23 protein-coding genes are annotated in these 25,473 nt (G+C 70.6%); 16 read left to right on the top strand and 7 right to left on the bottom strand.

Going from position 1 to position 25,473, the window contains the following annotated elements; all coding sequences use genetic code 11:
* The first annotated feature begins 24 nt into the window (after positions 1-24).
* Positions 25-1,173, top strand: a complete 1,149-nt coding sequence (locus NR112_RS02700) for a N(5)-(carboxyethyl)ornithine synthase (protein ID WP_256792438.1) — start codon at positions 25-27, stop codon at positions 1,171-1,173.
* Between the two features lie 87 nt (positions 1,174-1,260).
* On the opposite strand, the gene NR112_RS02695 is transcribed toward NR112_RS02700, so the two are convergent.
* On the bottom strand, positions 1,261-2,268 hold the full coding sequence (locus NR112_RS02695) for a GlxA family transcriptional regulator (protein ID WP_256792437.1): 1,008 nt from the start codon (positions 2,266-2,268) through the stop codon (positions 1,261-1,263).
* A gap of 71 nt (positions 2,269-2,339) precedes the next feature.
* Here NR112_RS02695 and NR112_RS02690 point away from each other — a divergent pair, with 71 nt between their 5' ends.
* Complete coding sequence (locus NR112_RS02690) at positions 2,340-3,713, top strand: MFS transporter (protein ID WP_256792436.1); 1,374 nt, start codon at positions 2,340-2,342, stop codon at positions 3,711-3,713.
* Positions 3,714-3,717: 4 nt separating this feature from the next.
* Positions 3,718-5,625, top strand: coding sequence for an AMP-binding protein (locus NR112_RS02685; protein ID WP_256792435.1), 1,908 nt, complete (start codon positions 3,718-3,720; stop codon positions 5,623-5,625).
* Positions 5,626-5,745: 120 nt separating this feature from the next.
* Here the strand turns inward: NR112_RS02685 and NR112_RS02680 are convergent, their stop codons facing one another.
* Complete coding sequence (locus NR112_RS02680) at positions 5,746-6,858, bottom strand: LOG family protein (protein WP_256792434.1); 1,113 nt, start codon at positions 6,856-6,858, stop codon at positions 5,746-5,748.
* Positions 6,859-6,919: 61 nt separating this feature from the next.
* Here NR112_RS02680 and NR112_RS02675 point away from each other — a divergent pair, with 61 nt between their 5' ends.
* Together NR112_RS02675 and NR112_RS02670 are read left to right on the top strand one after the other, a co-directional pair.
* Positions 6,920-7,879 (top strand): AEC family transporter, encoded by a 960-nt coding sequence (locus tag NR112_RS02675; RefSeq protein WP_256792433.1) that lies wholly within the window; start codon positions 6,920-6,922, stop codon positions 7,877-7,879.
* A 54-nt stretch (positions 7,880-7,933) separates the two neighbouring features.
* Positions 7,934-8,668, top strand: coding sequence for a hypothetical protein (locus tag NR112_RS02670; protein ID WP_256792432.1), 735 nt, complete (start codon positions 7,934-7,936; stop codon positions 8,666-8,668).
* A 116-nt stretch (positions 8,669-8,784) separates the two neighbouring features.
* Here the strand turns inward: NR112_RS02670 and NR112_RS02665 are convergent, their stop codons facing one another.
* From NR112_RS02665 to NR112_RS02655, 3 genes are all read right to left on the bottom strand, one after another.
* Positions 8,785-9,462 carry a hypothetical protein gene (locus tag NR112_RS02665; protein ID WP_256792431.1) on the bottom strand — a complete coding sequence of 226 codons (678 nt, stop codon included), beginning with the start codon at positions 9,460-9,462 and terminating at the stop codon, positions 8,785-8,787.
* Between the two features lie 180 nt (positions 9,463-9,642).
* Positions 9,643-11,082, bottom strand: coding sequence for an aspartate aminotransferase family protein (locus NR112_RS02660; protein ID WP_256792430.1), 1,440 nt, complete (start codon positions 11,080-11,082; stop codon positions 9,643-9,645).
* Entirely contained in the window at positions 11,079-11,582 is a 504-nt protein-coding gene (locus tag NR112_RS02655; protein ID WP_256792429.1) for an Lrp/AsnC family transcriptional regulator, read from the bottom strand. Before NR112_RS02655 ends, NR112_RS02660 begins: the two co-directional genes overlap by 4 nt.
* A gap of 113 nt (positions 11,583-11,695) precedes the next feature.
* Here NR112_RS02655 and NR112_RS02650 point away from each other — a divergent pair, with 113 nt between their 5' ends.
* The 8 genes from NR112_RS02650 to NR112_RS02615 all read left to right on the top strand — a co-directional run bounded on the left by NR112_RS02650 (position 11,696) and on the right by NR112_RS02615 (position 21,228).
* Complete coding sequence (locus tag NR112_RS02650) at positions 11,696-13,144, top strand: gamma-aminobutyraldehyde dehydrogenase (RefSeq protein WP_256792428.1); 1,449 nt, start codon at positions 11,696-11,698, stop codon at positions 13,142-13,144.
* Between the two features lie 128 nt (positions 13,145-13,272).
* Entirely contained in the window at positions 13,273-14,523 is a 1,251-nt protein-coding gene (locus NR112_RS02645; protein ID WP_256792427.1) for a spermidine/putrescine ABC transporter substrate-binding protein, read from the top strand.
* Positions 14,523-15,641: an ABC transporter ATP-binding protein gene (locus NR112_RS02640; RefSeq protein WP_256792426.1), complete on the top strand. Its 1,119-nt coding sequence runs from the start codon at positions 14,523-14,525 to the stop codon at positions 15,639-15,641. Before NR112_RS02645 ends, NR112_RS02640 begins: the two co-directional genes overlap by 1 nt.
* Complete coding sequence (locus NR112_RS02635; protein ID WP_256792425.1) at positions 15,634-16,548, top strand: ABC transporter permease; 915 nt, start codon at positions 15,634-15,636, stop codon at positions 16,546-16,548. The genes NR112_RS02640 and NR112_RS02635 overlap by 8 nt, the downstream gene beginning before the upstream one ends.
* Positions 16,548-17,342: an ABC transporter permease gene (locus NR112_RS02630; RefSeq protein ID WP_256792424.1), complete on the top strand. Its 795-nt coding sequence runs from the start codon at positions 16,548-16,550 to the stop codon at positions 17,340-17,342. The genes NR112_RS02635 and NR112_RS02630 overlap by 1 nt, the downstream gene beginning before the upstream one ends.
* A 6-nt stretch (positions 17,343-17,348) precedes the next feature.
* Positions 17,349-18,596 (top strand): saccharopine dehydrogenase family protein, encoded by a 1,248-nt coding sequence (locus tag NR112_RS02625; RefSeq protein WP_256792842.1) that lies wholly within the window; start codon positions 17,349-17,351, stop codon positions 18,594-18,596.
* A gap of 60 nt (positions 18,597-18,656) precedes the next feature.
* Positions 18,657-20,126, top strand: coding sequence for an NAD-dependent succinate-semialdehyde dehydrogenase (locus NR112_RS02620; protein ID WP_256792423.1), 1,470 nt, complete (start codon positions 18,657-18,659; stop codon positions 20,124-20,126).
* Between the two features lie 85 nt (positions 20,127-20,211).
* The gene (locus NR112_RS02615) at positions 20,212-21,228 is read left to right on the top strand and encodes a DnaB-like helicase C-terminal domain-containing protein (RefSeq protein ID WP_256792422.1); all 1,017 of its coding nucleotides are present in this window, start codon (positions 20,212-20,214) and stop codon (positions 21,226-21,228) included.
* A gap of 103 nt (positions 21,229-21,331) precedes the next feature.
* Here NR112_RS02615 and NR112_RS02610 read toward each other — a convergent pair whose 3' ends face one another.
* The gene (locus NR112_RS02610) at positions 21,332-21,679 is read right to left on the bottom strand and encodes a barstar family protein (protein ID WP_256792421.1); all 348 of its coding nucleotides are present in this window, start codon (positions 21,677-21,679) and stop codon (positions 21,332-21,334) included.
* The gene (locus tag NR112_RS02605) at positions 21,676-22,164 is read right to left on the bottom strand and encodes a ribonuclease domain-containing protein (RefSeq protein ID WP_256792420.1); all 489 of its coding nucleotides are present in this window, start codon (positions 22,162-22,164) and stop codon (positions 21,676-21,678) included. Before NR112_RS02605 ends, NR112_RS02610 begins: the two co-directional genes overlap by 4 nt.
* A 74-nt stretch (positions 22,165-22,238) precedes the next feature.
* On the opposite strand from NR112_RS02605, the gene NR112_RS02600 reads away from it, so the two are divergent.
* From NR112_RS02600 to dxr, 3 genes are all read left to right on the top strand, one after another.
* Positions 22,239-23,549: a hypothetical protein gene (locus NR112_RS02600; RefSeq protein WP_256792419.1), complete on the top strand. Its 1,311-nt coding sequence runs from the start codon at positions 22,239-22,241 to the stop codon at positions 23,547-23,549.
* A gap of 66 nt (positions 23,550-23,615) precedes the next feature.
* On the top strand, positions 23,616-24,137 hold the full coding sequence (locus NR112_RS02595) for a pyridoxamine 5'-phosphate oxidase family protein (RefSeq protein ID WP_256792418.1): 522 nt from the start codon (positions 23,616-23,618) through the stop codon (positions 24,135-24,137).
* Positions 24,138-24,170: 33 nt separating this feature from the next.
* A complete protein-coding gene (gene dxr, locus NR112_RS02590; protein ID WP_256792417.1) occupies positions 24,171-25,373 on the top strand; it encodes a 1-deoxy-D-xylulose-5-phosphate reductoisomerase in 1,203 nt (400 codons plus the stop codon).
* Positions 25,374-25,473: the final 100 nt, after the last annotated feature.

Raw genomic sequence — 25,473 nt, 5'->3', positions numbered from 1 at the left:
ACGACCCCACCAGGAGGTCCTCGCATGGTCCAGCTCAGCCTCGGCGTCATGGCCCGGTCCCTCAAGGAGAACGAGCACCGGCTGCCGCTGCACCCCCAGCACGTCGAGCGCATCCCCGAGGAGCTGCGCGGGCGGATCTTCCTCGAGACCGGCTACGGCGAACGACACGGCGTCTCCGACGACCAGCTCGAGCGCTACGTCGGCGGGTTCCTCGGTCGCGAGGAGCTCGTCGAGCGGTGTGATGTCATCCTCGCCCCGAAGCCCCTGCTCCGTGACATCTCGGCCCTGCGCGTCGGCCAGGTGCTCTGGGGCTGGCCACACTGCGTGCAGGACGCCGAGCTCACCCAGGTCGCCATCGACCGGGAGCTGACGCTCATCGCCTTCGAGGCGATGAACCACTGGAACAAGGACGGCTCGTTCAGCCTCCACGTCTTCCACAAGAACAACGAGCTCGCCGGATACTGCTCGGTGCTCCACGCCCTCCAGATCGCGGGGATCACCGGTGACTACGGCCCCCAGCGCCGTGCCGTCGTCATCGGCTTCGGCGCCACGGCCCGCGGGGCCGTCACCGCGCTCAAGGCGCTCGGGATCGGCGACGTCGACGTGCTGACCCATCGCCAGAAGGCGGCCGTCGCCTCGCCGATCCATTCGGCGCGGATCGTGCACTTCAACACCGACGACACGACGGCGCGCGTCAGCCACGCGGTCACCGAGGACGGGGCGGTGGCCCTCGGGGAGTTCCTCGCCGAGCACGACATCGTCGTCAACTGCGTGCTCCAGGACACCGACGCCCCGATCACCTTCATGACGGACGACGACCTCAAGCGGATGACGCCGGGAAGCATCGTCATCGACGTGTCGTGCGACGAGGGCATGGGCTTCAGCTGGGCCAAGCCGACGACCTTCACCGACCCCACCTTCCTCGTCGGCGACCACGTGCTCTACTACGCCGTCGACCACAGCCCGTCCTACCTCTGGGACGCTGCCACGTGGGAGATCAGCGAGGCGCTGCTGCCTTTCCTGCCGACCGTCATGGGCGGGCCCGACGCGTGGGACGCGAACTCGACGGTCCGGCGGGCGATCGAGATCCGGGACGGCGAGATCCAGAACCCGGCGATCCTGTCGTTCCAGGGCCGCTCGCCGAAGCACCCGCACCTGCCGCTCGCGACCTGACAGGGGGCCGTATCCCGGGCGCTGCGGCCCGCTCGGACCTCGTCGGCGCGGGAGCGGCGCGGGCATGATCGCCGTGGGCGGGGCCGTTCAGGCCGGTTCTGCTCGGTAGGTGCGACGGTAGGCGAGGGGCGAGAGTCCCACGGCGGCCGCGAGGTGCTGGCGCAGCGAGGCGCTCGTGCCGAAGCCGGCCGCGGCGGCCACCCTGTCGACGGGCAGGTCGGTCGACTCGAGCAGGTGTCGGGCACGGTCGACGCGAGCCCGTGCGAGCCACGTGCCCGACGTCTCGCCCGTCTCCTCGCGGAAGCGCCGCGTGAACGTGCGCACGCTCATCCCGGCGTGCCGGGCCAGGTCAGCCAGGCCGATCGGCTCGCCGAGGTGCTCGAGGGCCCACGTCCGCGTCGACCCGGTGCCCGCGTCGGACGCGTCGGGCACGGGTCGCTCGATGAACTGGGCCTGCCCTCCCGCCCGCCACGGCGCGACGACCGCGCCACGGGCGACCCGGTTCGCGGCCTCGGTGCCGAGGTCGGTGCGCAGCACGTGGAGCAGCAGGTCGATTCCCGCGGCGTTGCCGGCGGACGTGAGGACGTCGCCGTGGTCGACGTAGAGCACGTCGGGGTCGAGGTGGACGGCGGGGAAGTGACGGCGGAAGAGGTCCTCGTAGACCCAGTGCGTCGTCGCCTCGCGCCCGTCGAGCTTGCCGAGGCCCGCGAGGACGAACGCGCCCGTGCAGATCGAGAGCCACCGCGCGTCGGGTCGGGCCGTGCCGGCGAGCGCGACGAGACGGGCAGGCAGTTCGCCCCGCGTGACGACGGCGGTGTTCGTGATGCCCGGAATGACGACCGTGTCAGCCTGCGCGACAACGGAGTTCGGGTGTGTCGGCAGGGCGGCGTAGCCGGCCGACGTCATGACGGGGCCGTCGTCGAGCGTGCACATCGACACCTCGTAAGGCGGGGCAGCGCCGGTGAGGCGGCCGGGCCAGCCGGGGTCGAGGGCGCTCGCACTGAAGAAGCGGTGCGGCAGCCCGAGCTCGAACGCCACGACGCCGTCAAGGGCCAGGACGGCGACGCGGTGCGGTCGCGAAAGCGCTGCGGTCATGGCCAGATCCTTGCACATGATGTCCTTCCGGCCACTCGTCGTGGCGAGCTCCGATCCTGCACAGTGGGTCGGTGAGCCTGACCGACCGCCGCGACGACGTCCCCGACGACGCCACACCCGACCCCACCGGCACCCCGGGCCGATCCGCCCACCGGATCCACCCGGCCTGGTGGGTCGCCGTCGTCACCTTCCTGACGATCATCGGCGCGGCGGGATTCCGTTCGACGCCGGGCGTGCTCATGACGCCGCTCCACGAGGAGTTCGGCTGGCCGATGGGCGTCATCGGCGGTGCCGTTTCCGTCAACCTCGTCCTCTTCGGGCTGGCTGCGCCCTTCTCGGCGGCCCTGATGGAGCGCCTCGGCATCCAGCGGGTCGTCGCCGTCGCCCTCGTGCTCGTCAGCGTGGGCTCCCTGCTGCCCATCTGGATGACCGCCTCGTGGCAGCTCGTCCTGTGCTGGGGCATCGTCGTCGGCCTCGGCACCGGCGCCATGGCGATGAGCCTCGTCGCGACCGTCACCGGGCGCTGGTTCGTCGAGCGGCGCGGCCTCGTCACCGGCGTGCTCACGGCCGCGGGTGCCACGGGCCAGCTCGTCTTCCTGCCCGTCCTGGCGTGGCTCGCCGAGAACCACGGATGGCGCACCGCGGCGGTCGCCACCTCGGCCGCGGCCCTGACCGTCGTCCCGCTCGTGCTCTGGAAGCTGCACGACCACCCGAGCGTTCTCGGCATCACGGCCTACGGCGCACCGTCCGGCACTCCGGTGGGTCGTCCACCCCGACCGACGGGCCACCCGGCGCAGCTGGCCCTCGCGACGCTGCGTGACGCCGCCCGCACCAAGGTGTCCTGGTTGCTGGCCGGCAGCTTCGCCGTGTGCGGTGCCTCGACGAACGGCCTCGTCGGCACGCACTTCATCCCGGCGGCCCACGACCACGGCATGCCGACCACGACAGCCGCCGGCCTCCTCGCGCTCGTCGGCGTCTTCGACATCGTGGGGACGGTCTTCTCCGGCTGGCTCACCGACCGGGTCGACCCACGGATCCTGCTGGCCGCCTACTACACCCTGCGCGGCGGCTCGCTCTTCCTGCTGCCCGCCCTCTTCAGCGACTCGATGCACGTCAACATGCTGGCCTTCGTCCTCTTCTACGGGCTCGACTGGGTCGCGACCGTGCCTCCGACGATGGCCCTGTGCCGCACCGCATACGGCGAGCGGGCGCCGATCGTCTTCGGCTGGGTCTTCGCCTCGCACCAGGTCGGGGCCGCAGCCGCGGCCCTCGGCGCGGGCCTCGTCCGCGACCAGCTCGGCACCTACGACCTCGCCTGGTACGTCGCAGGCGCGCTGTGCCTCGTCGCCGCCGTGATGTGCGTCGCGATCACGACCGCTCGGCTGTCAGATGCGTCACCCCGGCGCACCGACTCTGGCGCGGAGGCTCCACCGGCGGCACAGTGAGGCCATGAGCGACGGCGCTTCGACGGCATACGACAGCATCTACGGCGAGAGCCTGCGCGACCCTGAGGGGTTCTGGCGCGCGGCGGCCGATGGCATCGACTGGGTGACGCCGCCGACGCGCATCCTCGACGACTCGAGACCGCCGTTCTACCGGTGGTATCCCGACGCCGAGCTCAACGTCTGCTTCAACGCCGTCGACCGCCACGTGGCCGCCGGACGCGGGGAACAGCCCGCGATCCACTACGACTCGCCGGTGACGGGCACGAAGAGCACGCTGACGTATGCCGTCCTGCTCGAGCGGGTGCGTGCGGTGGCCGGCGGGCTCCGTGGGCTAGGCGTCGGCAAGGGCGACCGAGTCGTCATCTACATGCCGATGGTCCCCGAGGCCGTCATCGCGATGCTCGCGTGCGCCCGCATCGGTGCCATCCACTCCGTCGTCTTCGGCGGCTTCGCCCCGCAGGAGCTCGCCGCGCGCATCGACGACGCGGCGCCGAAGGTCGTGCTGTCGGCGTCGTGCGGCGTCGAGCCGAGCCGCGTCGTGCCCTACAAGCCCTTCCTCGACGAGGCGATCCGGCGCTCCACGCACCGGCCCGAGCACTGCGTCGTGCTCCAGCGCGAGCAGCTCGTCGCCGAGCTCGGCGAGCGGGACGTCGACTGGACCGACTTCGAGTCCGGCGACGCGGCCCGCGAGGGGGGCGAGTGCGTCACGGTCGCGGCCACCGACCCGCTCTACATCCTCTACACGTCCGGGACGACCGGGAAGCCGAAGGGCATCTACCGCGACAGCGGTGGCTACGCCGTGGCCCTGCGGTGGTCGATGGCCAACATCTACGACGTCGCCCCGGGCGAGACGATGTTCACCGCGAGCGACGTGGGCTGGGTCGTCGGGCACTCGTACATCGTCTACGCGCCCCTGCTGACGGGTGCCACGACGGTGCTCTACGAGGGCAAACCGGTCGGCACCCCGGACGCGGGGGCGTTCTGGCGCGTCATCGCGGAGTACGACGCCGTCTGCATGTTCACCGCGCCGACCGCCTTCCGCGCGATCAAGAAGGACGACTCGACGGCGTCCAAGGTCGCCGACCACGACCTCTCCCACTTCCGCGCGCTCTTCCTCGCGGGCGAGCGGCTCGACCCGGACACGTACGAGTGGGCCTCTGCGGCGCTCGGCAAGCCGGTCGTCGACAACTGGTGGCAGACCGAGACGGGGTGGCCGATCGCCAGCAACCCCGTGGGGATCGGGCTGCTCCCGACCAAGGCCGGCTCGCCCACCGTCGCCGTGCCGGGCTATGACGTGCGAGTGCTCGATGCGATGGGTGACCAGGTCGACGCGGGCACCGAGGGGGCCATCTGCATCAAGCTGCCCATGCCGCCCGGGACGCTGCCGACGCTGTGGGGTGACGACGACCGCTACGTCAGCTCCTACCTGTCTGCGTACCCCGGCTACTACCTCACCGGCGACGGCGGCTACCTCGACGAGGACGGCTACCTCTACGTCATGGGTCGCACCGACGACGTCCTCAACGTCGCCGGCCACCGCCTCTCCACCGGGTCGCTCGAGGCCGCCCTGGCCGGCCACGAGGCCGTCGCCGAGTGCGCGGTCATCGGGGTCCACGACGACCTCAAGGGGCAGGTGCCGCGCGCGCTCGTCGTCCTCAAGTCGGGAGTCGACGCCGAGACCGACGGCGACCGGATCAAGCGCGAGCTCGTCGCCCGGGTGCGGGCAGAGGTCGGGGCCGTGGCGGCCCTGCACCAGGTCGACATCGTGACCGGCCTGCCCAAGACGCGGTCGGGCAAGATCCTGCGCAAGACGATGCGTGAGCTGGCCGACGGCAAGACGCCGGCCGTGCCCGCGACGATCGAGGACGCCTCGGTCCTCGAGACCCTGACGCCTGTCCTGCGCGGTTCCTGACCCTACGACCCACCCGCCCTCGCCGGAACTGCGCCATGGCGCACTTCTGGTGGGGATCCTGGTGTCGAAGGCCCCCGAAACTGCGCCATGGCGCACTTCTGGTGGGGCCGTGGCGATCAGTCAGGGGAGCGGGGGGAGAAGCGGGAGGACCTCGTCGACGGAGTCGACGAGGCGGACGGCCTGCTCCATCGGGCGGCCGGCGGCGATGGCGCGCAGGGCCGGCCAGACGGGCACGCGCTCGGTCCAGTGCTCGCGTCCGACGAGGACGAGGGGAGGCAAGGAAGCACCCTCAGGTGCGTAGTAGAGCGGCGTCACCGCCTGGAAGATCTCCTGCACCGTCCCGGCCGCACCGTCGAGCACGACGATCCCGCCGTTGGACCGGGCGAGCAGGCCCTCCTCGCGGATCGCGTTGGAGAAGTACTTCGCGATGACGTCGCAGAAGACGTTGGGCGGCTCGTGACCGTAGAACCACGTGGGGATGCCGAGCGACCGGGCTGACGGGCCCATCGTCTCGGACGGCGCCTGGGGCTCGTCCCCGATGACGAGGTGCCGTGCGGCGAGCGCCGTCGTGGCCCACGCCGTCACGTCGGGGCGGAAGTCCGGGACGGTCGCGATGAGACCGACGGCCTCCTCGACGGCGGCTGCGCTCCGGCACAGCGCGCCGAGGTTGGCCGCCTCCATCGCCCCCGGACCGCCGCCGGTCGCGACGAGGTGTCCCTCCTCGGCGAGCGCGTGGCCCAGCCCTGCCGCGCCGGCGTATGCCGCCGAGTCCCGTTGCAAGGCATGGCCGCCCATGATCCCGACAACCGATCTCCCCTGGACGAACTCGTCGAGCTCGTCCGTCACCGAGTCGTCGTGGATCGCGCGGACGAGGGTGGCGTACGCGTCGGTGCGCAGCCGCGCGTCGACGAACCACGCGTACGCCCTCGCGTCGGGCGTCGCCGCATAGCCGTGCTCGAGACCGGCGTAGAGGTCGGCGGGGAAGTAGAGGCCACGCCACGGGTCGACCGGGGCGTCGGCGATGCCGGGGAAGAGGATCGCGCCCCGGGTCAGCAGCACCTCGGCCACCGGGACCGGCACCGTGCCTCCGAGGACGACCAGGCCCGTCAGGTCGCCGCAGGCCGCGAGCCGGTCGCCGTAGCCGGTGAGGTCGAGGTCCTGGAGCCGCAGGCCGCGGAGCGGTCCGTCGGAGGCGAGGTGGTCGTCCAGCTCGTCGAGCGTCTCGATCTCCATGCGCCCCATCCTGCCCCGGCCGTGTGGCCGAGGAGCGGACCCGGGCGTCGTCGCCTGCTCCGTGGCTGACAGGATCGGCGGCATGGTCGGCGTGCTCGAGGGATTCGCGACGATCGCGGTCATCGTCGCGGTCGGCTGGCTCCTCGCCGACCGCCGGGTGCTCGACGACTCCGCCCAGGTCAACCTCTCGCGCCTGGCCTTCCACGTCGCCTCGCCGGCCTTGCTGCTCACCGTCATGCAGCGCACCTCGCTCGACGCCGTCCTGTCGGCCAACCTCGTCACGTCGCTCATCAGCTTTGCGATCGTTGTCGGCCTCTACCTGCTCATCGCCCGGTTCCGTTGGGCGGGAGGCACGCTCGGGTCACGGCTCATCGGCAGCCTCTCGGCGGCATACGTCAACGCGGGCAACCTCGGCATCCCGATCGCGCTCTACGTCCTCGGCGACGTCGCGTGGGTCGCGCCGACGCTGCTCATGCAGCTGCTCATCATCACGCCGGTCTACATGGCCTTGTTCGACAGCGACGCCCGTAGCGAGCGACCGACCCTCGGCCGCAGCCTGCGCCGGATGTTCAGCAACCCGATCACCCTCGGAGCGGTGGCCGGCCTGCTCATTGCCGTCTTCGACATCCACCTCCCACGCGTCATCGCGGCGCCGATCGACCTGCTCGGCGCGATGGCCGTGCCGTCGATGCTCGTCGCGTTCGGCATCTCGCTGCGGCGCGGACCGCGCCCGGCGACCGGGCGGACCGCCGAGCACGTGTGGACGATCGTCGTCCTCAAGACCCTGCTCATGCCGGCCGTCGCGCTCGGCGTCGGCCTGGCGCTCGGGCTGCGGGGCGAGGCGCTCTTCGCCGTGGTCGTGACCGCAGCCCTCCCGACGGCGCAGAACATCTTCACGTATGCCGTCCGCTACCGACGCGAGGTCAACCTCGCCCGCGACGTCATCTTCGTCAGCACCTTCGCGTCGGTCCCCGTGATCCTCGGGATCGCCGCGCTCTTCCACTGGCTCGCAGGCGTCTGACGGTCGTTCGGCCGTTCACGGCGGACGGGTCCGGGCGAGGCGTAGCCTCGATGCATGGTCACACGCACACGGGCTGCCGTGTCGGCGTCGGTCGCGCTCGCCGCAGCGATGTCGATGGCGATGCCGCGCATCGCCCACGCCACCGAACGTGCTGCGGCCACCCTCGGGCCGTGCACCTATGCGCACCTCGCGGTCCAGCCGAAGGTCAACCTGTCCGTTCCCTCGCGGGTGTTGCCCGCGTCCGTGACGACCGACTGCCAGGACTGGGAGTACGCCACGAACACCTGGGACGAGTGGGCAGGCCTCGCAGGAGGGGTCAGGCAGGGCACCGTCATCTACGCCACCGACAGCAGCGCGACCGGACGTGGGATCAACGAGCCGCCTCAGGTCTCGGACACCCAGCGACTGGGGGTGTGGACGTGGACGCCCGCACGCACGCTGGCCCCACTGACCCTGAACGATCTCAACACGACACGCATGGACGTCCGGGTCGGCTCCGTGAGCTATGCGTCCGCGCGCCGGTCAGGCACGACGGTCACGGTGTCCACGCGTTCATACCGCTACTGGACGTCGACGCACGCTTTCGGCACGTGGGGGCGCTCCACCGGACTCATCGAGTGGCGGACACCGGGCACGAGGACGTGGCACGGTCTCAAGAACGTCGTCGCGGACAACCTCGGGCGCTACTCCTACCGCTACACCGTCTCGAGTGTGCGCGAGTACCGCGTCCGGATGTATGACCAGCCCTTCGTGTGGGGTGCGGCGAGCGGGGCCATCGCGCGGGTCTGAGCACGCGACGACGCACCAGGCTGCCGGACCGACAGGCATTCGGTTCCCGTGGCCGCGAACGAGTGGTGGGCCGCGGGAACCGAACGCCGCGTCGTGTTCCTGGCTGCGGAGCGGGGTCAGAAGCCGCCGAAGTCCCCGCCGCCGAAGTCCCCGAAGTCGCCCCCGCCTCCGAAGTCGCCGAAGTCCGAGCCACCGGCGTCGCCACCGGCGTCCCCAGCGCCGTCGCCGGCGTCGCCCCCGGCGTCACCGGCATCGCCCGTGTCGCCGGCGTCGGCGCTCGCGTCGCCGGCCTCCTGGGCCTCGGGCGAGGAGTCGTAGCCCCCGAGCATCATGTCGGCGAGTGCCGATCCGACGACGACACCGGCGATGGTGCCGAGCATCGAGCCGCCGATCATGCCGCCCATGCCCATGCCGCCGCCCATGCCGCCGCCCCCGCCGAACGCGCCCCGGAGGTAGCCGGGACGGCTCATCTCGGCGCGGGTCGCGCTGCGGGCGAGGTCGGCCGGCTGGTCGCTGCGCGGGCGCTCACCCTCGGGGAGGTCCTCGTTGAGACGCTGGAGGACCATCTGGCGCTGCTCGGGGGAGAGCTTCGCGAAGGCCTCGGTGTGCACCCTCTCGATGTCCTCAGGCGGCGCGGTGCGCAGCAGGTACGTGTAGCGGGCGATGGCCCGCTCGTCCTCGGACGACGCGCCTCCGCGCGGCGGCGCGACGGCATACGGCGCCCCGGTGGGCGGGTGCTGGGCTTGCTGCTGCTGGAGGGGCTCACGGCCCAGGAGCTTGTCGAGGAATCCCATGTCTTCTCCTTCGTCGGCGGTGCGTCGGCGTCGCACTCGTCGGATACCTACCCCAACGAACGGCACGGGCGAGCGTTCCGGCCCGTTTCAGCCCACCCACGCACGAAGCCACCCGCGAACGGGTGGCTTCGTGGCCGGCGACACCCCCACGGCGTGCGCAGGCAGGGGTGAGGGCTGGCGTCAGAGGTGGTTCTCGGCCTCGGTGAGCACCGAGCGCAGCCGCGACTCGATGTCGTCGAACTGCTCGGGGCCCATGATGAGCGGCGGCGCGAGCTGGATGACGGGGTCGCCGCGGTCGTCGGCGCGGCAGTAGAGGCCGGCATCGAAGAGGGCCTTGGAGAGGAAGCCGCGCAGCAGCCGCTCGGACTCGGCGTCGTTGAACGTCTCGCGGGTGGCCTTGTCCTTGACGAGCTCGATGCCGTAGAAGTAGCCGGCGCCGCGGACGTCACCGACGAGGGGCAGGTCGAGCAGCTTGTCGAGCGTCGCCTTGAAGATCGGGGCGTTCTGCTTGACCCGGTCGTTGAGGCCCTCGCGCTCGAAGATGTCGAGGTTGGCCATCGCGACCGCGGCCGAGACCGGGTGGCCGCCAAAGGTGTAGCCGTGCGGGAAGTACGTCGTGCCGTGCTTGAACGGCTCGAAGAGGCGCTCGCTCGCGATCATCGCGCCGATGGGGGAGTAGCCGCTCGTCATGCCCTTGGCGCACGTGATGATGTCGGGCACGTAGCCGAAGTCGTCGCACGCGAACATCGAGCCGATGCGGCCGAAGGAGCAGATGACCTCGTCGGACACGAGGAGGACGTCGTACTCGTCGCAGATCTCGCGGACCCGCTCGAAGTAGCCGGCGGGCGGCGGGAAGCAGCCACCGGAGTTCTGGACCGGCTCGAGGAAGACGGCGGCCACGGTGTCGGGACCCTCGAACTCGATGGCCTCGGCGATGCGGTCGGCGGCCCAGCGGCCGAAAGCCTTCTCGTCGTCGCGCAGGTGCTCGGGGGCGCGGTAGAGGTTGGTGTTCGGGACCTTGTGCGCACCGGGCACGAGCGGCTCGAACATCTCCTTGGCCGCGGGGATGCCGGTGATCGACAGGGCGCCCTGGGGCGTGCCGTGGTAGGCGACGGCGCGCGAGATGACCTTGTGCTTGGTCGGCTTGCCGGTCAGCTTGAAGTACTGCTTCGCGAGCTTCCACGCGGTCTCGACCGCCTCGCCGCCGCCCGTCGTGAAGAAGACCCGGTTGAGGTCGCCGGGAGCGTGGCTCGCGAGGCGCTCGGCGAGCTCGATCGCCTTGGGGTGCGCGTAGCTCCACAGCGGGAAGAAGGCGAGCTCCTTGGCCTGCTTGGCGGCGGCCTCGGCGAGCTCCTCACGGCCGTGTCCGACCTGGACGACGAAGAGGCCGGCGAGCCCGTCGATGTACTCGTTGCCGCGGTCGTCCCAGATCTTCCAGCCCTGGCCCTTGGAGATGATCGGCACGGTGTGGCCGAGACCGCCCTCGGTACGGTCCTCGAACACCGAGTGCCGCGTGAAGTGCATCCACAGGTGGTCGCGGGCGGCCTCGGAGTGGAGGGTGCCCATGGGCGTGCGGTGGTCCGAGGTGGGTTCCCAGACCTCGTTCGGGTTGATGCTCATCGTGTACCCCAGTTGTAGAGCTGTTTGTTGAGTTTCAGGTAGACGAACGTCTCGGTCGCCGTGACGCCCGGGAGCGGGCGGATGCGGGTCGTGAGCAGCTCGAGCAGGTGGGTGTCGTTCTCGCAGACGACCTCGGCCAGGACGTCGAAGCTCCCGGCCGTCGTGACGACGTAGGAGACCTCTTCCATGTCGGTCAGCGCGTCGGCGACCGACGTCATGTCTCCGGACACCCGCAGCCCGACCATCGCCTGGCGCTGGAAGCCGACCTGCAGCGGATCCGTCACAGCGACGATCTGCATGACGTCGGCGTCGAGGAGTCGCTGCACCCGCTGGCGCACCGCGGCCTCGGAGAGCCCGACCTCCTGGGCGATGGAGGCGTAGGACTTGCGCCCGTCGTGCTGGAGGAGCTCGATGATGGTCTTGCTCACGTCGTCGAGATTGACCGAGGGCTTCCTGGCCGCGTTGCCCCCGGTGTTGGCCACACCTCGGATCGTCGTCATGGGCCGATACTGACCTGTGGAACACGCTGTTGGCAAGTCCCTGCACAACTGATTCCGAAGTTTTATCTCGACAAGTCTTCACGATTGCGAAGGTATGCGTTTAGCATTCCCGCATGACTTCGCAGCCGCGCCAGCTCCGCAACTTCATCGGTGGCCAGTACGTCGACCCCGACGGCGACGCGACGACCGACGTCGTCGACCCGTCCACCGCACAGGTCGTGGCCACGGCCCCCGTCAGCTCCCAGGCGGACGTCGACCGGGCCTATGCCGCCGCGGCCACCGCGTTCGAGACGTGGGGTGACACGACACCCGCCGAACGGCAGGCCGCCCTGCTGAAGTTCGCCGACGCCATCGAGGCCCGGGCCGACGACTTCATCCGCCTCGAGGGTGAGAACACCGGCAAGCCGCACGCCCTGACGCAGAGCGAGGAGATCCCTCCGATGCTCGACCAGCTGCGCTTCTTCGCCGGGGCCGCGCGGGTGCTCGAGGGCAAGTCTGCGGGGGAGTACATGAAGGGCCACACGTCCTTCGTCCGCCGCGAGCCGATCGGCGTCGTGGGCCAGGTGACGCCGTGGAACTACCCGATGATGATGGCGATGTGGAAGATCGCCCCGGCGCTCGCCGCGGGCAACACCATCGTCCTCAAGCCCTCCGACACGACCCCCGAGACGACCCTGCTCCTCGCCGAGCTGGCCTCGGAGTTCCTGCCGGAGGGCACCTTCAACGTCATCACCGGTGACCGCGAGACCGGACGCATGCTCGTCGAGCACCGCACTCCTGCCCTTGTCGCCATCACCGGCTCGGTGCGCGCGGGCATGCAGGTCGCTGAGAGCGCATCGCGCGACCTCAAGCGCGTCCACCTCGAGCTCGGTGGCAAGGCGCCGGTCATCGTCTTCGACGACGCCGACATCGAGGCGGCCGTCGAGGGCATCGCGATCGGTGGCTACTTCAACGCCGGACAGGACTGCACCGCCGCGACACGTGTCCTCGCCGGGCCCCACATCCACGACGACTTCGTCGCCGCACTCGCCGAGTACGCCAAGGGCTCGGCCAAGGTCGGCATGCCCGACGACCCCGACGCCCTCTTCGGCCCCGTCAACAACCCGAACCAGGTGGCGCACGTCGGCGGGATGATCGACCGCCTGCCCGACCACGCCCGCATCGAGGCCGGCGGTCGCCGTGCCGAGGGTCTCGGCGAGGGCTACTTCTTCGAGCCCACCGTGCTCGCCGGCCTGCGCCAGGACGACGAGCAGATCCAGAACGAGATCTTCGGACCCGTCATCACGGTGCAGCAGTTCAGCGACGAGGCCGAGGCGCTCGCGTGGGCCAACGGCGTGCAGTACGGCCTCGCGTCGTCGGTGTGGACGCGTGACTTCGGCAAGGCCATGCGCATGAGCAAGCGGCTCGACTTCGGGTGCGTCTGGATCAACACCCACATCCCGGTCGTCGCCGAGATGCCGCACGGGGGTTTCAAGCACAGCGGCTACGGCAAGGACCTGTCCATGTACGGGCTCGAGGACTACACCCGCATCAAGCACGTCATGGCCAACATCGACTCGTGAGCGTCGCGCCGTCCGACCCGGACGGCGCCAGCTCGTCTGTCGGACGAGGCATTCCACCGCAGCACCGTCTCGGGTCAACGTCGATCCCTCCACCGCCCGAGCCCCACGAAACCTCTGGAGATGAACCCATGAACGAGAGCTCCTTCGACAAGGACAACCCGATCCTGCGTGCTGCCCTCATGCGCGGTCTCGTCAGCCGGCGCAGCGCCATGATGGGCGCCGCCGGTGTCGGTGCAGCGGCATTCCTGGCAGCCTGCGGATCGGCGGGGAAGAACCCGTCCTCCTCCGGGGGCGGCACGCTGGGTGGCACGATCGCACCGCTGGCCTCCGCCGCGCCTGACATGTCCGACACGGAGAAGCTCGTCAACTGGTCGAACTGGACCGAGTACATCGACACCAGCTCGGACGGCAAGACCCGGCCCACGCTCGAGGCCTTCACCAAGAAGACCGGGATCGCCGTCAACTACACCGAGGACTATCTCGACAACGACGAGTTCTACGCCAAGGTGCGTCCGCTGCTCCAGGGCGGCAAGGACACCGGTCGCGACGTCTGGTGCAGCACCGACTGGATGGTCGCCCGGCTGATCCGACAAGGGTTCGTGCAGAAGCTCGACCGTGCCAACATCCCCAACGTGGCTAACCTCAGCGACTCGCTCACGAACGTCGAGTTCGACCCGGGCCGGCTCTACTCGGTCCCGTGGCAGAGCGGGTTCGCCGGCATCGGCTACAACCTCAAGGCGACCGGCGGCAGGAAGGTCGAGTCGATGACCCAGCTGCTCACCGACCCGGCCCTCAAGGGCAAGGTGACGCTGCTGACCGAGATGCGCGACACGGTGGGCCTGGTCATGATGGAGCAGGGCAAGGACATCTCGAAGTTCACCGACGACGACTTCATCACCGCGATCGCCACGCTCCAGCAGGCCAAGGACGCCGGGCAGATCCTGCGGTTCACGGGCAACGAGTACACCGAGGGTCTGGCCAAGGGCGAGATCGCGGCCTGTGCCGCGTGGACCGGTGACGTCGTCCAGCTGCAGTTCGATGACCCCAACATCCAGTACGCCCTGCCGCAGAAGGGCTTCACCCTCTGGTCGGACAACTTCGTCATCCCCGCGCTCGCCAAGCACAAGAAGAACGCCGAGAAGCTCATCGACTACTACTACGACCCGGCCGTCATGGCGCAGGTCGTTGCGTCCGTCAACTACATCTCCCCGGTCAAGGGCACCGCGGAGGAGCTGACGAAGCTCGATCCCAAGCTCGGCAAGAACCCCCTCATCGTGCCGACGCCCGAGGTGATGTCGCGCGCCCAGGTCTTCCGTGGCCTGACGGCTGCCGAGGAGAACAAGTACAACAAGCTGTTCTCAGCCCTGACGACGGCATGATGGCCGGCCAGGAGAAGGGCGACCTCAGCCTCGTCGCCCTCACGAAGTCGTTCGCCACGTTCACCGCGGTCCACCCGCTGGACCTCACGATCCCCCAGGGGTCGTTCTTCGCCCTGCTCGGCCCGTCGGGCTGCGGCAAGACGACCACCCTGCGGATGATCGCCGGTCTCGAGGAGCCGTCCGGTGGCCGCATCCACATCGGCGACACCGACATCACCGAGACGCGTGCCTACCAGCGCAACGTCAACACCGTCTTCCAGAGCTATGCGCTCTTCCCGCACATGAGCGTGATGGACAACGTGATGTTCGGACTGCGTCGCCGCGGTGACAAGAACGCCAAGGCCAAGGCGGGCGAGATCCTCGAGCTCGTCCAGCTCGGACAGGTGGCCGACAAGAAGCCGACCCAGCTGTCCGGCGGCATGCAGCAGCGAGTCGCGCTGGCCCGTGCCCTCGTCAACCGCCCCGACGTGCTCCTGCTCGACGAGCCGCTCGGTGCGCTCGACCTCAAGCTGCGACGGCAGATGCAGATGGAGCTCAAGCGCATCCAGCAGGAGGTCGGACTGACGTTCATCCACGTCACCCACGACCAGGAGGAGGCCATGACGATGGCCGACTCCATCGCGGTCATGAACGCCGGACGGATCGAGCAGCTCGGTGACCCGGCCACGCTCTACGAGCAGCCGCGATCGACCTTCGTTGCGAACTTCCTCGGCCAGTCGAACCTCGTGCGCGCCCAGGTCAACCCCGGTGGCACCGACCGGATCGTCACGGTACGCGTCCACGACACCGACCTCGAGGTCTCGCGTGAGCACCTGCCCTACGGGGTCGACGACGTGTGGCTCGGCGTGCGCCCCGAGAAGCTGCGGCTGGGGGAGGCCGGCGGTCCCAACCAGCTGCGTGGCATCGTCCGCGACGTGTCCTTCAGCGGTGTCGCCACGCAGTACGCCGTGGAGATGCCCTGGGGGCAGGAGCTCATCGTCGTGCAGCAGAACGACGGGTCGGCCCGGGCGGTGCTCGGCGAGACCGTCTCGGTCTCGTGGGCGGCCCACCACGGGTTCGCCCTCGACGCGTCGCAGGACGCCGCGGCCGGGGCGGAGCTGGTGGAAGACCATGGCTGAGGCCGCCGTCCTGTCGACGGGGTCTGCGGCGGCACCGAGCCGGCGGCGTCGCAGCTGGGTGCCGTACGCGCTGCTCCTGCCGGGTCTGCTCTGGCTCGTCGTCTTCTTCGTGCTGCCGATGGTCACCCTCGCGTCGCAGTCGCTGCAGGAGGGCAACGTCGACGACGGCTACGTGTTCACCGGCAACGTCGGGATCTACGTCGACGCCCTGCAGCAGTACTGGCCCCAGTACGTACGCTCGCTCGTCTACGCCGGCACAGCCACCGTGCTGGCGCTCCTGCTCGGCTACCCGCTGGCCTACTTCATCGCCCAGAAGGCCGGTCGCTACAAGAACCTCATCCTCGTGCTCGTCATCGCGCCGTTCTTCACGAGCTTCCTGATCCGGACGCTGGCCTGGCGCACGATCCTCTCGGACGACTGGTTCGTCACGGAGTGGGCGCAGAAGCTGCACATCACCGACTTCCTCCAGGCCGTCGGCCTCACGTCCAACGACTCCCTGCTGTCGTCGAAGTTCGCCGTGATCATGGGCCTGACCTACAACTTCCTGCCCTTCATGATCCTGCCGCTCTACACCTCGCTCGAACGTCTCGACCCGCGTCTCATCGAGGCGGCAGGCGACCTCTACGCGTCGGCGTGGCAGACCTTCCGCAGGGTCACCTGGCCGCTGTCGCTGCCGGGCGTCGTGGCCGGCACGCTGCTCACTTTCATCCCGGCCGCCGGCGACTTCATCAACGCCCGGCTCCTCGGCAACACGCAGACGACGATGATCGGCTCGGTCATCGACAGCCAGTTCCTCAGGGTGCTCGACTACCCGTTGGCGGCTGCCCTGTCGTTCATCCTGCTCATCATCATCGTCACGATGGTCTCGGTCTACGTGCGCCGGGCCGGAACGGAGGAGCTGCTCTGATGACGTGGGTCAAGAAGCATCTCATCGCGTTCGCAGCCCTGGCCGTCCTCGTCTACATGCTCGTGCCGAACGTAATCGTCGCGGCCTTCTCGTTCAACGACCCCAAGGGCAAGTACAACTACAACTTCAACGAGTTCTCCACCGAGGCGTGGACGAATCCCTGTGGTGCACAAGGCATCTGCGAGTCGTTGGGTCTCAGCCTGCAGGTCGGGGTCATCGCGTCCCTCGCGGCCACCGTGCTCGGCACGATGATCGCTTTCGCCCTCGGCCGCTACCGGTTCCGCGGACGGTCCGCGACCAACCTGCTGATCTTCATGCCGATGGCCACGCCGGAGGTCGTCATGGGCTCGAGCCTGCTGACGCTCTTCCTCATGCTCGGGGTGCCCTCGGGACGTACCGCCATCCTCATCGCGCACATCATGTTCTGCGTGTCCTTCGTCGTCGTCGCCGTCAAGGCGAGGGTGGCCACGCTCGATCCGAAGCTCGAGGAGGCCGCGGCCGATCTCGGTGCGAACCCCAGGCAGACGTTCCTGCGCGTCACGCTGCCGCTCGCAGCGCCCGGCATCGCCGCGGGTGGCTTGCTGGCCTTCTCGCTGAGCTTCGACGACTACATCATCACGAACTTCAACGCCAGCCCGAGCTCGATCACCTTCCCGATGTACGTCTGGGGCGCATCGGCTCGTGGTGTTCCGGTGCAGGTCTACGTCATCGGCACGGTGATGTTCCTGCTGGCCCTCGTCGTCGTCATGGTGGGCCAGCTCATCTCCAGCCGGCGCAACCGTCAGGTGGTCTGAATGCCCATGCGTGTCCTCATGATCGGCTCCGGCGGGGTCGGTGACGCCGCTGCGCGCATCGCCGCCGAGCGTGGCTTCTTCGAGCGCTGGGTCGTCGCCGACTACGACGTGACGCGCGCTGAGCGCACGGTCGCGGCGGTCGCCGGGCGGCACTCGGGAGAGACGCGCTTCGTCGCGGCCCAGGTCGACGCCTCGTCGGCCGAGGCGGTGACGGCGCTGGCCCGCGAGCACGCGGCGACCCACGTCTTCAATGCCGTCGACCCGAAGTTCAACATGCCGATCTTCCACGGTGCCAAGGCCGCCGGGGCCGACTACCTCGACATGGCGATGAGCCTGTCGCAGCGTCACCCCGAGCAGCCCTACGAGAAGGTCGGCGTCATGCTCGGCGACGAGCAGTTCGCCGTGGCCGGGGAGTGGGAGGCCGACGGTCGCCTCGCGCTCGTCGGGATCGGCGTCGAGCCAGGGCTCTCCGACGTCTTCGCGCGGTATGCCGCCGACCACCTGTTCGAGCAGATCGACGAGCTGGGCACGCGCGACGGTGCCAACCTCGTCGTGCACGACGACGACGGCAACGAGATCTTCGCCCCGAGCTTCTCGATGTGGACGACGATCGAGGAGTGCCTCAACCCGCCCGTCGTGTGGGAGAAGGACCGCGGCTGGTTCACGACCGCGCCCTTCAGCGAACCCGAGGTCTTCGACTTCCCGGAGGGCATCGGGCCGGTCGAGTGCGTCAACGTCGAGCACGAGGAGGTGCTCCTCATGCCCCGCTGGGTCGATGCCCAGCGGGTCACCTTCAAGTACGGCCTCGGCGACGAGTTCATCGGCATCCTCAAGGTGCTGAACACCCTCGGACTCGACCGCACCGACCCCATCACCGTCAAGGGCGTGCAGGTCTCGCCCCGCGACGTGGTCGCTGCCGCCCTGCCGGACCCCGCGACGATCGGGCCTCGGATGACCGGCAAGACGTGCGCCGGCCTCTTCGTGACCGGCACCGGCAAGGACGGCCGTCCGAGGCGGACCTACCTCTACCACGTCGTCGACAACGCCGAGACGATGGCGGGCTACGACGCCCAGTGCGTCGTCTGGCAGACGGCGGTCAACCCGGTCGTCGCGCTGGAGCTGCTCGCACAGGGCACGTGGCAGGCTGCGGGAGTCCTCGGGCCCGAGGCGTTCGATGCCGTCCCGTTCCTCGACCTCCTCGCGGCGCCCAAGCCCGAGGGCTACGGCTCCCCGTGGGGGATCGACGAGCGCTGAGCCCGCTCGCACGGACAGGGGCTCGACGGTGGCCACGACGACAGGAATAGGGTTTCACGCATGGCAGCGTTGACGCAGAAGTCAGTGATCGACTCGGTGCCCAAGGGCCTGCTCATCGGCGGGCAGTGGCGCGACGGCGGCGACGGACAGACCATCGCGGTCGACGACCCGTCGAGCGGCCGGGTGCTGACCCACGTCGCGGCGGCTTCGGTCGCCGACGGCCGGGCCGCCCTCGACGCCGCCGTGGCGGCGCAGGCCGACTGGGCGCGCACGGCGCCGCGCGACCGCGGCGAGCTGCTGCGGGCGGCCTACGAGAAGATCACCGAGCGCGCGGAGGAGTTCGCGATGCTCATGACCCTCGAGATGGGCAAGACGCTCGCCGAGAGCCGCGGTGAGGTCGCCTACGGCGCCGAGTTCTTCCGCTGGTTCTCCGAGGAGGCCGTGCGCATCTCGGGTCGCTGGTCGACGGCCCCCAACGGCGCGACCCGGCTCATGACGATGAAGCAGCCCGTCGGCCCGACCCTGATGATCACGCCGTGGAACTTCCCGCTCGCGATGGGCACCCGCAAGATCGGCCCGGCCATCGCGGCCGGCTGCACGATGGTCGTCAAGCCGGCCAGTCAGACGCCCCTGACGATGCTCGCCCTGGCCGACCTCCTCCGCGAGTGCGGGCTGCCCGACGGCGTGCTCAACGTCGTCATGACGACGCACGCGACGACGGGCGACGTCATGGAGCCGCTCATCCGCGACCCGCGCCTGCGCAAGCTGACCTTCACCGGCTCGACGCCCGTGGGCCGCTCGCTCATGGAGCAGGCCTCGCAGGGCATCCTCCGCGTCTCGATGGAGCTCGGCGGCAACGCGCCCTTCCTCGTCTTCGAGGACGCCGACGTCGACAAGGCCGTGGACGGCGCGATGCTCGCCAAGATGCGCAACATGGGGGAGGCGTGCACCGCGGCCAACCGCTTCTACGTCCACGAGTCGCTCGCCGACGAGTTCAGCGCAAAGCTGGCCCGCCGGATGGGCGCGCTGACGCTCGGCAAGGGCACGAAGAAGGGCGTCGACGTCGGCCCCCTCGTCGACGAGAAGGCCCGCGACAAGGTGTCGGCCCTCGTCGACGACGCCGTCGCCAAGGGCGCGAAGGTCCTCGTCGGCGGCTCGGCGCCCAAGGGTGCCGGCTGGTTCTACGAGCCGACCGTCCTCGCCGACGTGCCGACCGACGCCGACATGGCCCGCGAGGAGATCTTCGGACCCGTCGCGCCCGTCACGACGTTCCGCACCGACGCCGAGGCCATCCGCCTCGCCAACGACACCGAGTACGGCCTCGTCGCCTACCTCTTCACCCAGGACCTCTCGCGAGCCATCACGATGAGCGAGGCGCTCGAGTACGGCATGGTCGGTGTCAACCAGGGCATCGTCTCCAACCCGGCGGCCCCCTTCGGCGGCGTCAAGGCGTCCGGCGTGGGGCGTGAGGGCGGCTTCGAGGGCATCGACGAGTACCTCGAGACGAAGTACGTCGGCATCGCCCTCTGACGGACCGCCCGGCCAGCCTCCCCGCGCTCTCGGGACATTCACCGAACCGGCCCGGCACGCGGTCGCCCTGTGGTGCAATCTGCGCATGGTGACACCAGCCCGCCCCCGCGACGCGGGTTCCCTGCGCCCGCTCGCCGCCCTGCTCAGCGAGACCGACGACGTCCTGCGACGTGGGTCGGCCGCCGGCGCGCGGGTGTGGCCCACCGGCTTCCCGGCGCTCGACGCCGTCCTGACCGGTGGGCTGCGCTCCGGTGAGCTCGTCCTGCTCGGCGGTCCGGCCGGCCACGGCAAGACGACGATCGGCCTCCAGCTCGCCCGCAACGTCGTCGCCGCCGGAGCCAGCGCCCTCGTCCTGTCCTACGAGCACGAGAGCCACACGCTGCTCGAGCGGCTCATCTCGATGGAGGCCGCCGAGGGCGACCCGGGCGAGGTGGCCGGGGTCATCGACGTGCGGCGCGCGCTCGAGACGGCCGACCTCGGCGGCTCGCTCGACACCGTGCTCGGCAGCCTGCCCGGCGGCCAACGCGCCCTCGCGGCGCTCGGCAGCTACGGCGACCGGCTCCAGATCCACGAGTCGTCCGGCGCGACGACGACGCTTGCCACGATCGGCGAGACCGTCGACCGCGTCACGGAGGCCACCGGCCAGGCGCCGTTCGTGCTGCTCGACTACATCCAGAAGGTGCCCGCCGAGCGCGCCGACGAGGACGCGCGCATCACCGCAGTGGCCGAGGGGCTCAAGGACCTCGCCCTGTCCGCGCGGGTGCCGGTCGTCGCCATCTCGGCAGCCGACAAGGAGGCCCTCGCCTCCGGTCACCGGATGCGCACCCACGACCTGCGGGGGTCATCGGCCCTGGCTTTCGAGGCCGATGTCGTCCTCATCGTCAACGACAAGGTCGACGTCGTCTCGCGCGAGCACCTCGTCTACAACCTCGGCAACATCCAGCGCTTCCGGGGCTGGTCGGTCGTCAGCGTCGAGAAGAACCGCCACGGCAGGGCCCACCTCGAGCTCGAGTTCGCCAAGGACTTCGAGCACGGCCGCTTCCACACGGAGGGCCAGGAGGTCACCGAGCGGCTCATCGACGACAGGGTCTTCGTCTCCTGAGCCGTCCCACCCGATGGCGTATGCCGTCCCCTGGCGCCTGCGCGCCCGCGCCGTCGCGCGCGGGCTGGCGTGCCGGCATACGCGAGCCCGGCCGATGGGGCGGCTAGCGGGTGATGACGGTGACGCGGAGGTCGTCGCGCTCGTCGGCGGCCTGCTCGAGGATCTCGACGACGGTGTCGTAGGCCCCACGGTCCTGCTCGCGGAGGGTGGCCGCGTGGTCCCAGACGAGCTCGATGGGCACGCCGCGCGCGCCGTCGAGGTCGCGCAGCGCGTCGAGGAGGGCGTCCCAGTTGTGCCCGAACCAGTCCGGCAGCTCGAGCCCCGTCGCGAAGGCGTCGAGCACGCCCGCCTTGTCGTCCCCGCCCGAGACGACGCGCACGTCGTGGCCGAGCCAGGCGAGCTGGGCGATGTGGTCCTCGGCCTCGCTGTGCCGGCCCAGGAACGTCGTCACGTGCCCTCCCTGATCCGCCTGAACGACCCGTAGTGGTTGTCGGTCCAGTATCGCTCGCCACTGCTGCCGGTGATGATGCGCCGGGCCCCGCGATCGGCGGATCCCGGTGTCACGACGGTGAACTCGCGGTAGTAGCCGGTCGTGTGCGGCGGCAAGAGGCGTTCGCGGTTGTCAAAGGTGCGGTTGTCGCTGCGGGGGTAGGGGAACGGGCCGCCGGCGCGGATCAGCGCGAGCGTCTCGCGGGCCGGTGCGGGCAGGGCCGACTCGGCGACCCAGGGCAGTCCCGAGACGGGGTCGGTGGCGGGGTCGGTGGCGCCGGACCCGGCAGTGCCGCTGACGGACGGGCCGGTCGACGAGGCGCCGGGTGCCGCGGAGCCCGACGGCGCGGACGGACCCTGCGCGGCCCGCACGACGACCCAGGCCAGCACGAGGACGGCCACGGCGAGCACGCCGAGGAAGACCTGCCGCGAGCCGCGCGTCTTCACGTCGTCATCATGCCCGAGGAGGCAATGGTCCGAATCCTCTGACGGCGCCGCACCGCTGGGGGAGACTGCCGCACGTGAGCCTTCTACGCGGCCTCTTCGGGGAGCGGGGCGGCCGGCGTGACGAGCCGCCGCTCGCGGTCGTCGCGCGCGACGTCGGCCACCGGGTCTTCGTCGAGCGCCCACCTGAGCAGGTCTGGCCACACCTCGTCGCGCCCGCACCGGGGGCCGAGCTCGGCGTCGACTGCGTGCGGGTGCTCGCCCTGCCGGCCTCCGGACCCGCCGGGCTGCCCGAGTTCGCGGGTGTGTGGCGGCGGTCGAACGGCAGGCTCTGGGTGGGGCTCAGCACCGTGGGCGTCGTCGAGCAGGGGGTCCGGGTGGTGTCCCGGTCGGCCGACGGTGCGGCGGCGCTCACCCTGACGACGACGGTGGAGCCGCTCGACGGCGGGTGCGTCGTCGCCCAGCGGCTCGACGGGATCGCACCCTCGGACCCTGTGGCGGAGTTCGCCCGGGGGTGGATGGCGAGGGCGCTGCTCGGGCTCAAGGCGGATGTCGAGGGGATCCCGCGCAGCCGGACGGCGGACCCGACGGCCGACGGACCGGTCGAGGAGGCGATGGCGAGCGGCTTCGTCGGACACGGCGTCGCCACGGCCGGCGGTCCCGGGGTCATGCCGGTGCAGGAGTCGGCCTCGATCGAGATCGCCGTCACCCCTGACCGACTCCGCGACCTACTCGAGCAACCGTCGTCCGACCAGCTGCTCAAGCCCTCTCTCGAGCAGCTCGTGCGCCTCCCGCTCGCCGACGAGCCCGCTCGCGAGCACGTGCTCGCCGTCCACCGCCACGACGACGGCCGCCGGGCCGGCTCGGTCTCGCTCGTCGCCCCGTCGTCGGCGCTCGGCCGGACCGTCGAGCGGGACCTCACCTCCTCCCACGAGGCCGACGTCGTCACGACCGTCGAGCCGTGCGCGCTCGGCGCCCGTCTCACCGAGACCTTCACCGGCTGGCTCCCGGCCGGGCCCGGTCGCGTCGTCGACGGTTCCGGAATCGCCGCGCTCATGGCCGCCCGCCTCGCCGTCGTCAAGAACCTCGCCGAGGCGGGTGTCGTCCCGCAGCGTGACCCGAGCACCGGGTTCCTGCCGCCCGGTCAGGTGCCGGACCTGCCACCCCCGTCGGGTCGGCCGACGAGCCGGGCGCCACTGCCAGCCATGGCCCCCGGTCGGGCCGCCCTGGGCGACGCGCACGCCGTGGGCGGCCGCCCGTCCGTCCCGTCGAGCGTCCTGCTCCCGCCGCCGCACGTCGCGGCGCCTGCGGCCGGCTACGACGTCGGACCGTGGCGGATGTGGACCGACGACGGCTTCTTTGCCGCGAGCGAGGCCACGTGGTGGTGAGGTGACCCGCCCCGGTCAGCACGAACGACCAGGTTCGTCGTCGGTGCTCGGCGCTAGCGTCGGTGGATGCTCGAGACACCTGACGAGACAGCCGCGCTCCAGGCCCTGCTCGACGCCTCGCACGCCAAGGCATCGGGCCACCTGCGGAGCATCATCGACGACGACCGCACCCTGACCGCCGAGCAGCTCGTCGCGCTGCTCACCGGCATGAAGGTCCTCTCCGTGGCCACCGTCACGGCAGCAGGCGAGCCGCGCATCAGCGCCCTCGACGGCCACTTCCTCCACGGCACGTGGACCTTCGGCACCTCCGGCACGTCGGCCAAGGCGAAGCACCTCGCGGCGCGGCCCGCGGTGAGCGTCGCGCACGTCGACGGCGAGGAGCTCGCGCTCTTCAGCCACGGCCGGGCCGAGCTGATCGAGCCGGGGCCCGACCGCGACGAGGTCGACGCGCACTGGACCGCGCACTACGGCAGCAGCCCGTACTCGTGGGGCGACGACATCCGGATGTACCGCCTGCGCATGACCTGGGCCGTCGCCTATGCGTTCAAGCGCGACGAGCTGCTCCGGACGAGGGGAGTGACCGCCTGACCGCCGAGCCGGGGCCTGCGCGACAATGTCGGGGTGACTGACACCTCGGCGCGCCCCCGCCGCATCGTCCTGCTCGGCTCGACCGGCTCGATCGGCACCCAGGCCATCGACCTGATCCAGCGCAACCGCGACCGCTTCGAGGTCGTCGGGCTCTCGGCCGGATCCAACCTCGACCTGCTCGCCCAGCAGGCCGCCGCCTTCCGCGTCCCCGTCGTGGCGGCGGCGAGCGCGACGCACGACGACCTGGCCGCGGCCCTCGCGCGCGCCTGCGACGCCAGCGGCGTGACGGCATACGACCCCGAGCTGCTCGTCGGCGCCGAGGCGAGCACGACGCTCGCTGCTCGGGAGGCCGACGTCGTCGTCAACGGCATCACCGGGGCCATCGGCCTCGAGCCCACCCTCGCCGCCCTACGTGCCGGCACCACCCTCGCGCTCGCCAACAAGGAGTCGCTCATCATCGGCGGCCCGCTCGTCAAGGCGGTCGCTGCTCCCGGCCAGATCGTGCCCGTCGACAGCGAGCACTCGGCGATCGCCCAGTGCCTGCGTGGGGGCCGCGCCGACGAGGTGCGGCGGCTCGTCGTCACCGCGAGCGGTGGCCCGTTCCGCGGTCGGTCGCGCGCCGAGCTGGCGGACGTCACGCCCGGGCAGGCCCTCGCGCACCCGAACTTCTCGATGGGCCGGGTCATCACGACGAACTCCGCCACCCTCGTCAACAAGGGCCTCGAGGTCATCGAGGCGCACCTGCTCTTCGACATCCCGTTCGAGCGCATCGACGTCGTCGTCCACCCGCAGCAGATGATCCACTCGATGGTCGAGTTCGTCGACGGCTCGACGATCGCACAGGCCGGGCCGCCGCGGATGCTCGTGCCGATCGCCCTCGGGATGTCGTGGCCCGAGCGCCTCGCCGACGCCGACGTGCCGGTCGACTGGACGCGGGCCCAGTCGTGGGAGTTCGAGCCGCTCGACGACGACGCCTTTCCCGCCGTCGCCCTCGCCCGCCGGGTGGGGGAGGCCGGGGGAACGTGGCCGGCGGTCTACAACGCCGCCAACGAGGTCGCCGTCGACGCCTTCCACGAGGGACGCATCGGCTTCGTCGACATCGTCGACACCGTCGCGCACGTCGTGGACGCGTATGCCGCCGAGCCCACCTCGCGGGCCGACGACCTCACGCTCGCCGACGTCCTCGCCGCCGACACCTGGGCCCGCACCGCAGCCCGGAGCGCCATCACGGGGTAGCCCCGCGGAGCGCGCCCCGAAACGACTCACGGTTCGATGGATCTGTGCGTCACGCGCGCGCGGAGATCCATCGACGCGTGAATCACAGGAAGTCGATGTG

The sequence above is a fragment of the Terrabacter sp. Ter38 genome, assembly GCF_024519435.1.
GTDB lineage: Bacteria > Actinomycetota > Actinomycetes > Actinomycetales > Dermatophilaceae > Terrabacter.
This window is presented reverse-complemented; position numbering and strand designations above follow the sequence as displayed.

What these genes read in the sequence shown, in the direction of transcription:
- NR112_RS02700 (WP_256792438.1), top strand. Translation starts at nt 25, where the DNA reads ATGGTCCAGCTCAGCCTCGGCGTCATGGCCCGGTCCCTCAAGGAGAAC.
- NR112_RS02695 (WP_256792437.1), bottom strand. Translation starts at nt 2,268, where the DNA reads ATGACCGCAGCGCTTTCGCGACCGCACCGCGTCGCCGTCCTGGCCCTT.
- NR112_RS02685 (WP_256792435.1), top strand. Translation starts at nt 3,718, where the DNA reads ATGAGCGACGGCGCTTCGACGGCATACGACAGCATCTACGGCGAGAGC.
- NR112_RS02680 (WP_256792434.1), bottom strand. Translation starts at nt 6,858, where the DNA reads ATGGAGATCGAGACGCTCGACGAGCTGGACGACCACCTCGCCTCCGAC.
- NR112_RS02670 (WP_256792432.1), top strand. Translation starts at nt 7,934, where the DNA reads ATGGTCACACGCACACGGGCTGCCGTGTCGGCGTCGGTCGCGCTCGCC.
- NR112_RS02665 (WP_256792431.1), bottom strand. Translation starts at nt 9,462, where the DNA reads ATGGGATTCCTCGACAAGCTCCTGGGCCGTGAGCCCCTCCAGCAGCAG.
- NR112_RS02660 (WP_256792430.1), bottom strand. Translation starts at nt 11,082, where the DNA reads ATGAGCATCAACCCGAACGAGGTCTGGGAACCCACCTCGGACCACCGC.
- NR112_RS02655 (WP_256792429.1), bottom strand. Translation starts at nt 11,582, where the DNA reads ATGACGACGATCCGAGGTGTGGCCAACACCGGGGGCAACGCGGCCAGG.
- NR112_RS02650 (WP_256792428.1), top strand. Translation starts at nt 11,696, where the DNA reads ATGACTTCGCAGCCGCGCCAGCTCCGCAACTTCATCGGTGGCCAGTAC.
- NR112_RS02645 (WP_256792427.1), top strand. Translation starts at nt 13,273, where the DNA reads ATGAACGAGAGCTCCTTCGACAAGGACAACCCGATCCTGCGTGCTGCC.
- NR112_RS02640 (WP_256792426.1), top strand. Translation starts at nt 14,523, where the DNA reads ATGGCCGGCCAGGAGAAGGGCGACCTCAGCCTCGTCGCCCTCACGAAG.
- NR112_RS02635 (WP_256792425.1), top strand. Translation starts at nt 15,634, where the DNA reads ATGGCTGAGGCCGCCGTCCTGTCGACGGGGTCTGCGGCGGCACCGAGC.
- NR112_RS02630 (WP_256792424.1), top strand. Translation starts at nt 16,548, where the DNA reads ATGACGTGGGTCAAGAAGCATCTCATCGCGTTCGCAGCCCTGGCCGTC.
- NR112_RS02625 (WP_256792842.1), top strand. Translation starts at nt 17,349, where the DNA reads ATGCGTGTCCTCATGATCGGCTCCGGCGGGGTCGGTGACGCCGCTGCG.
- NR112_RS02620 (WP_256792423.1), top strand. Translation starts at nt 18,657, where the DNA reads ATGGCAGCGTTGACGCAGAAGTCAGTGATCGACTCGGTGCCCAAGGGC.
- NR112_RS02615 (WP_256792422.1), top strand. Translation starts at nt 20,212, where the DNA reads ATGGTGACACCAGCCCGCCCCCGCGACGCGGGTTCCCTGCGCCCGCTC.
- NR112_RS02595 (WP_256792418.1), top strand. Translation starts at nt 23,616, where the DNA reads ATGCTCGAGACACCTGACGAGACAGCCGCGCTCCAGGCCCTGCTCGAC.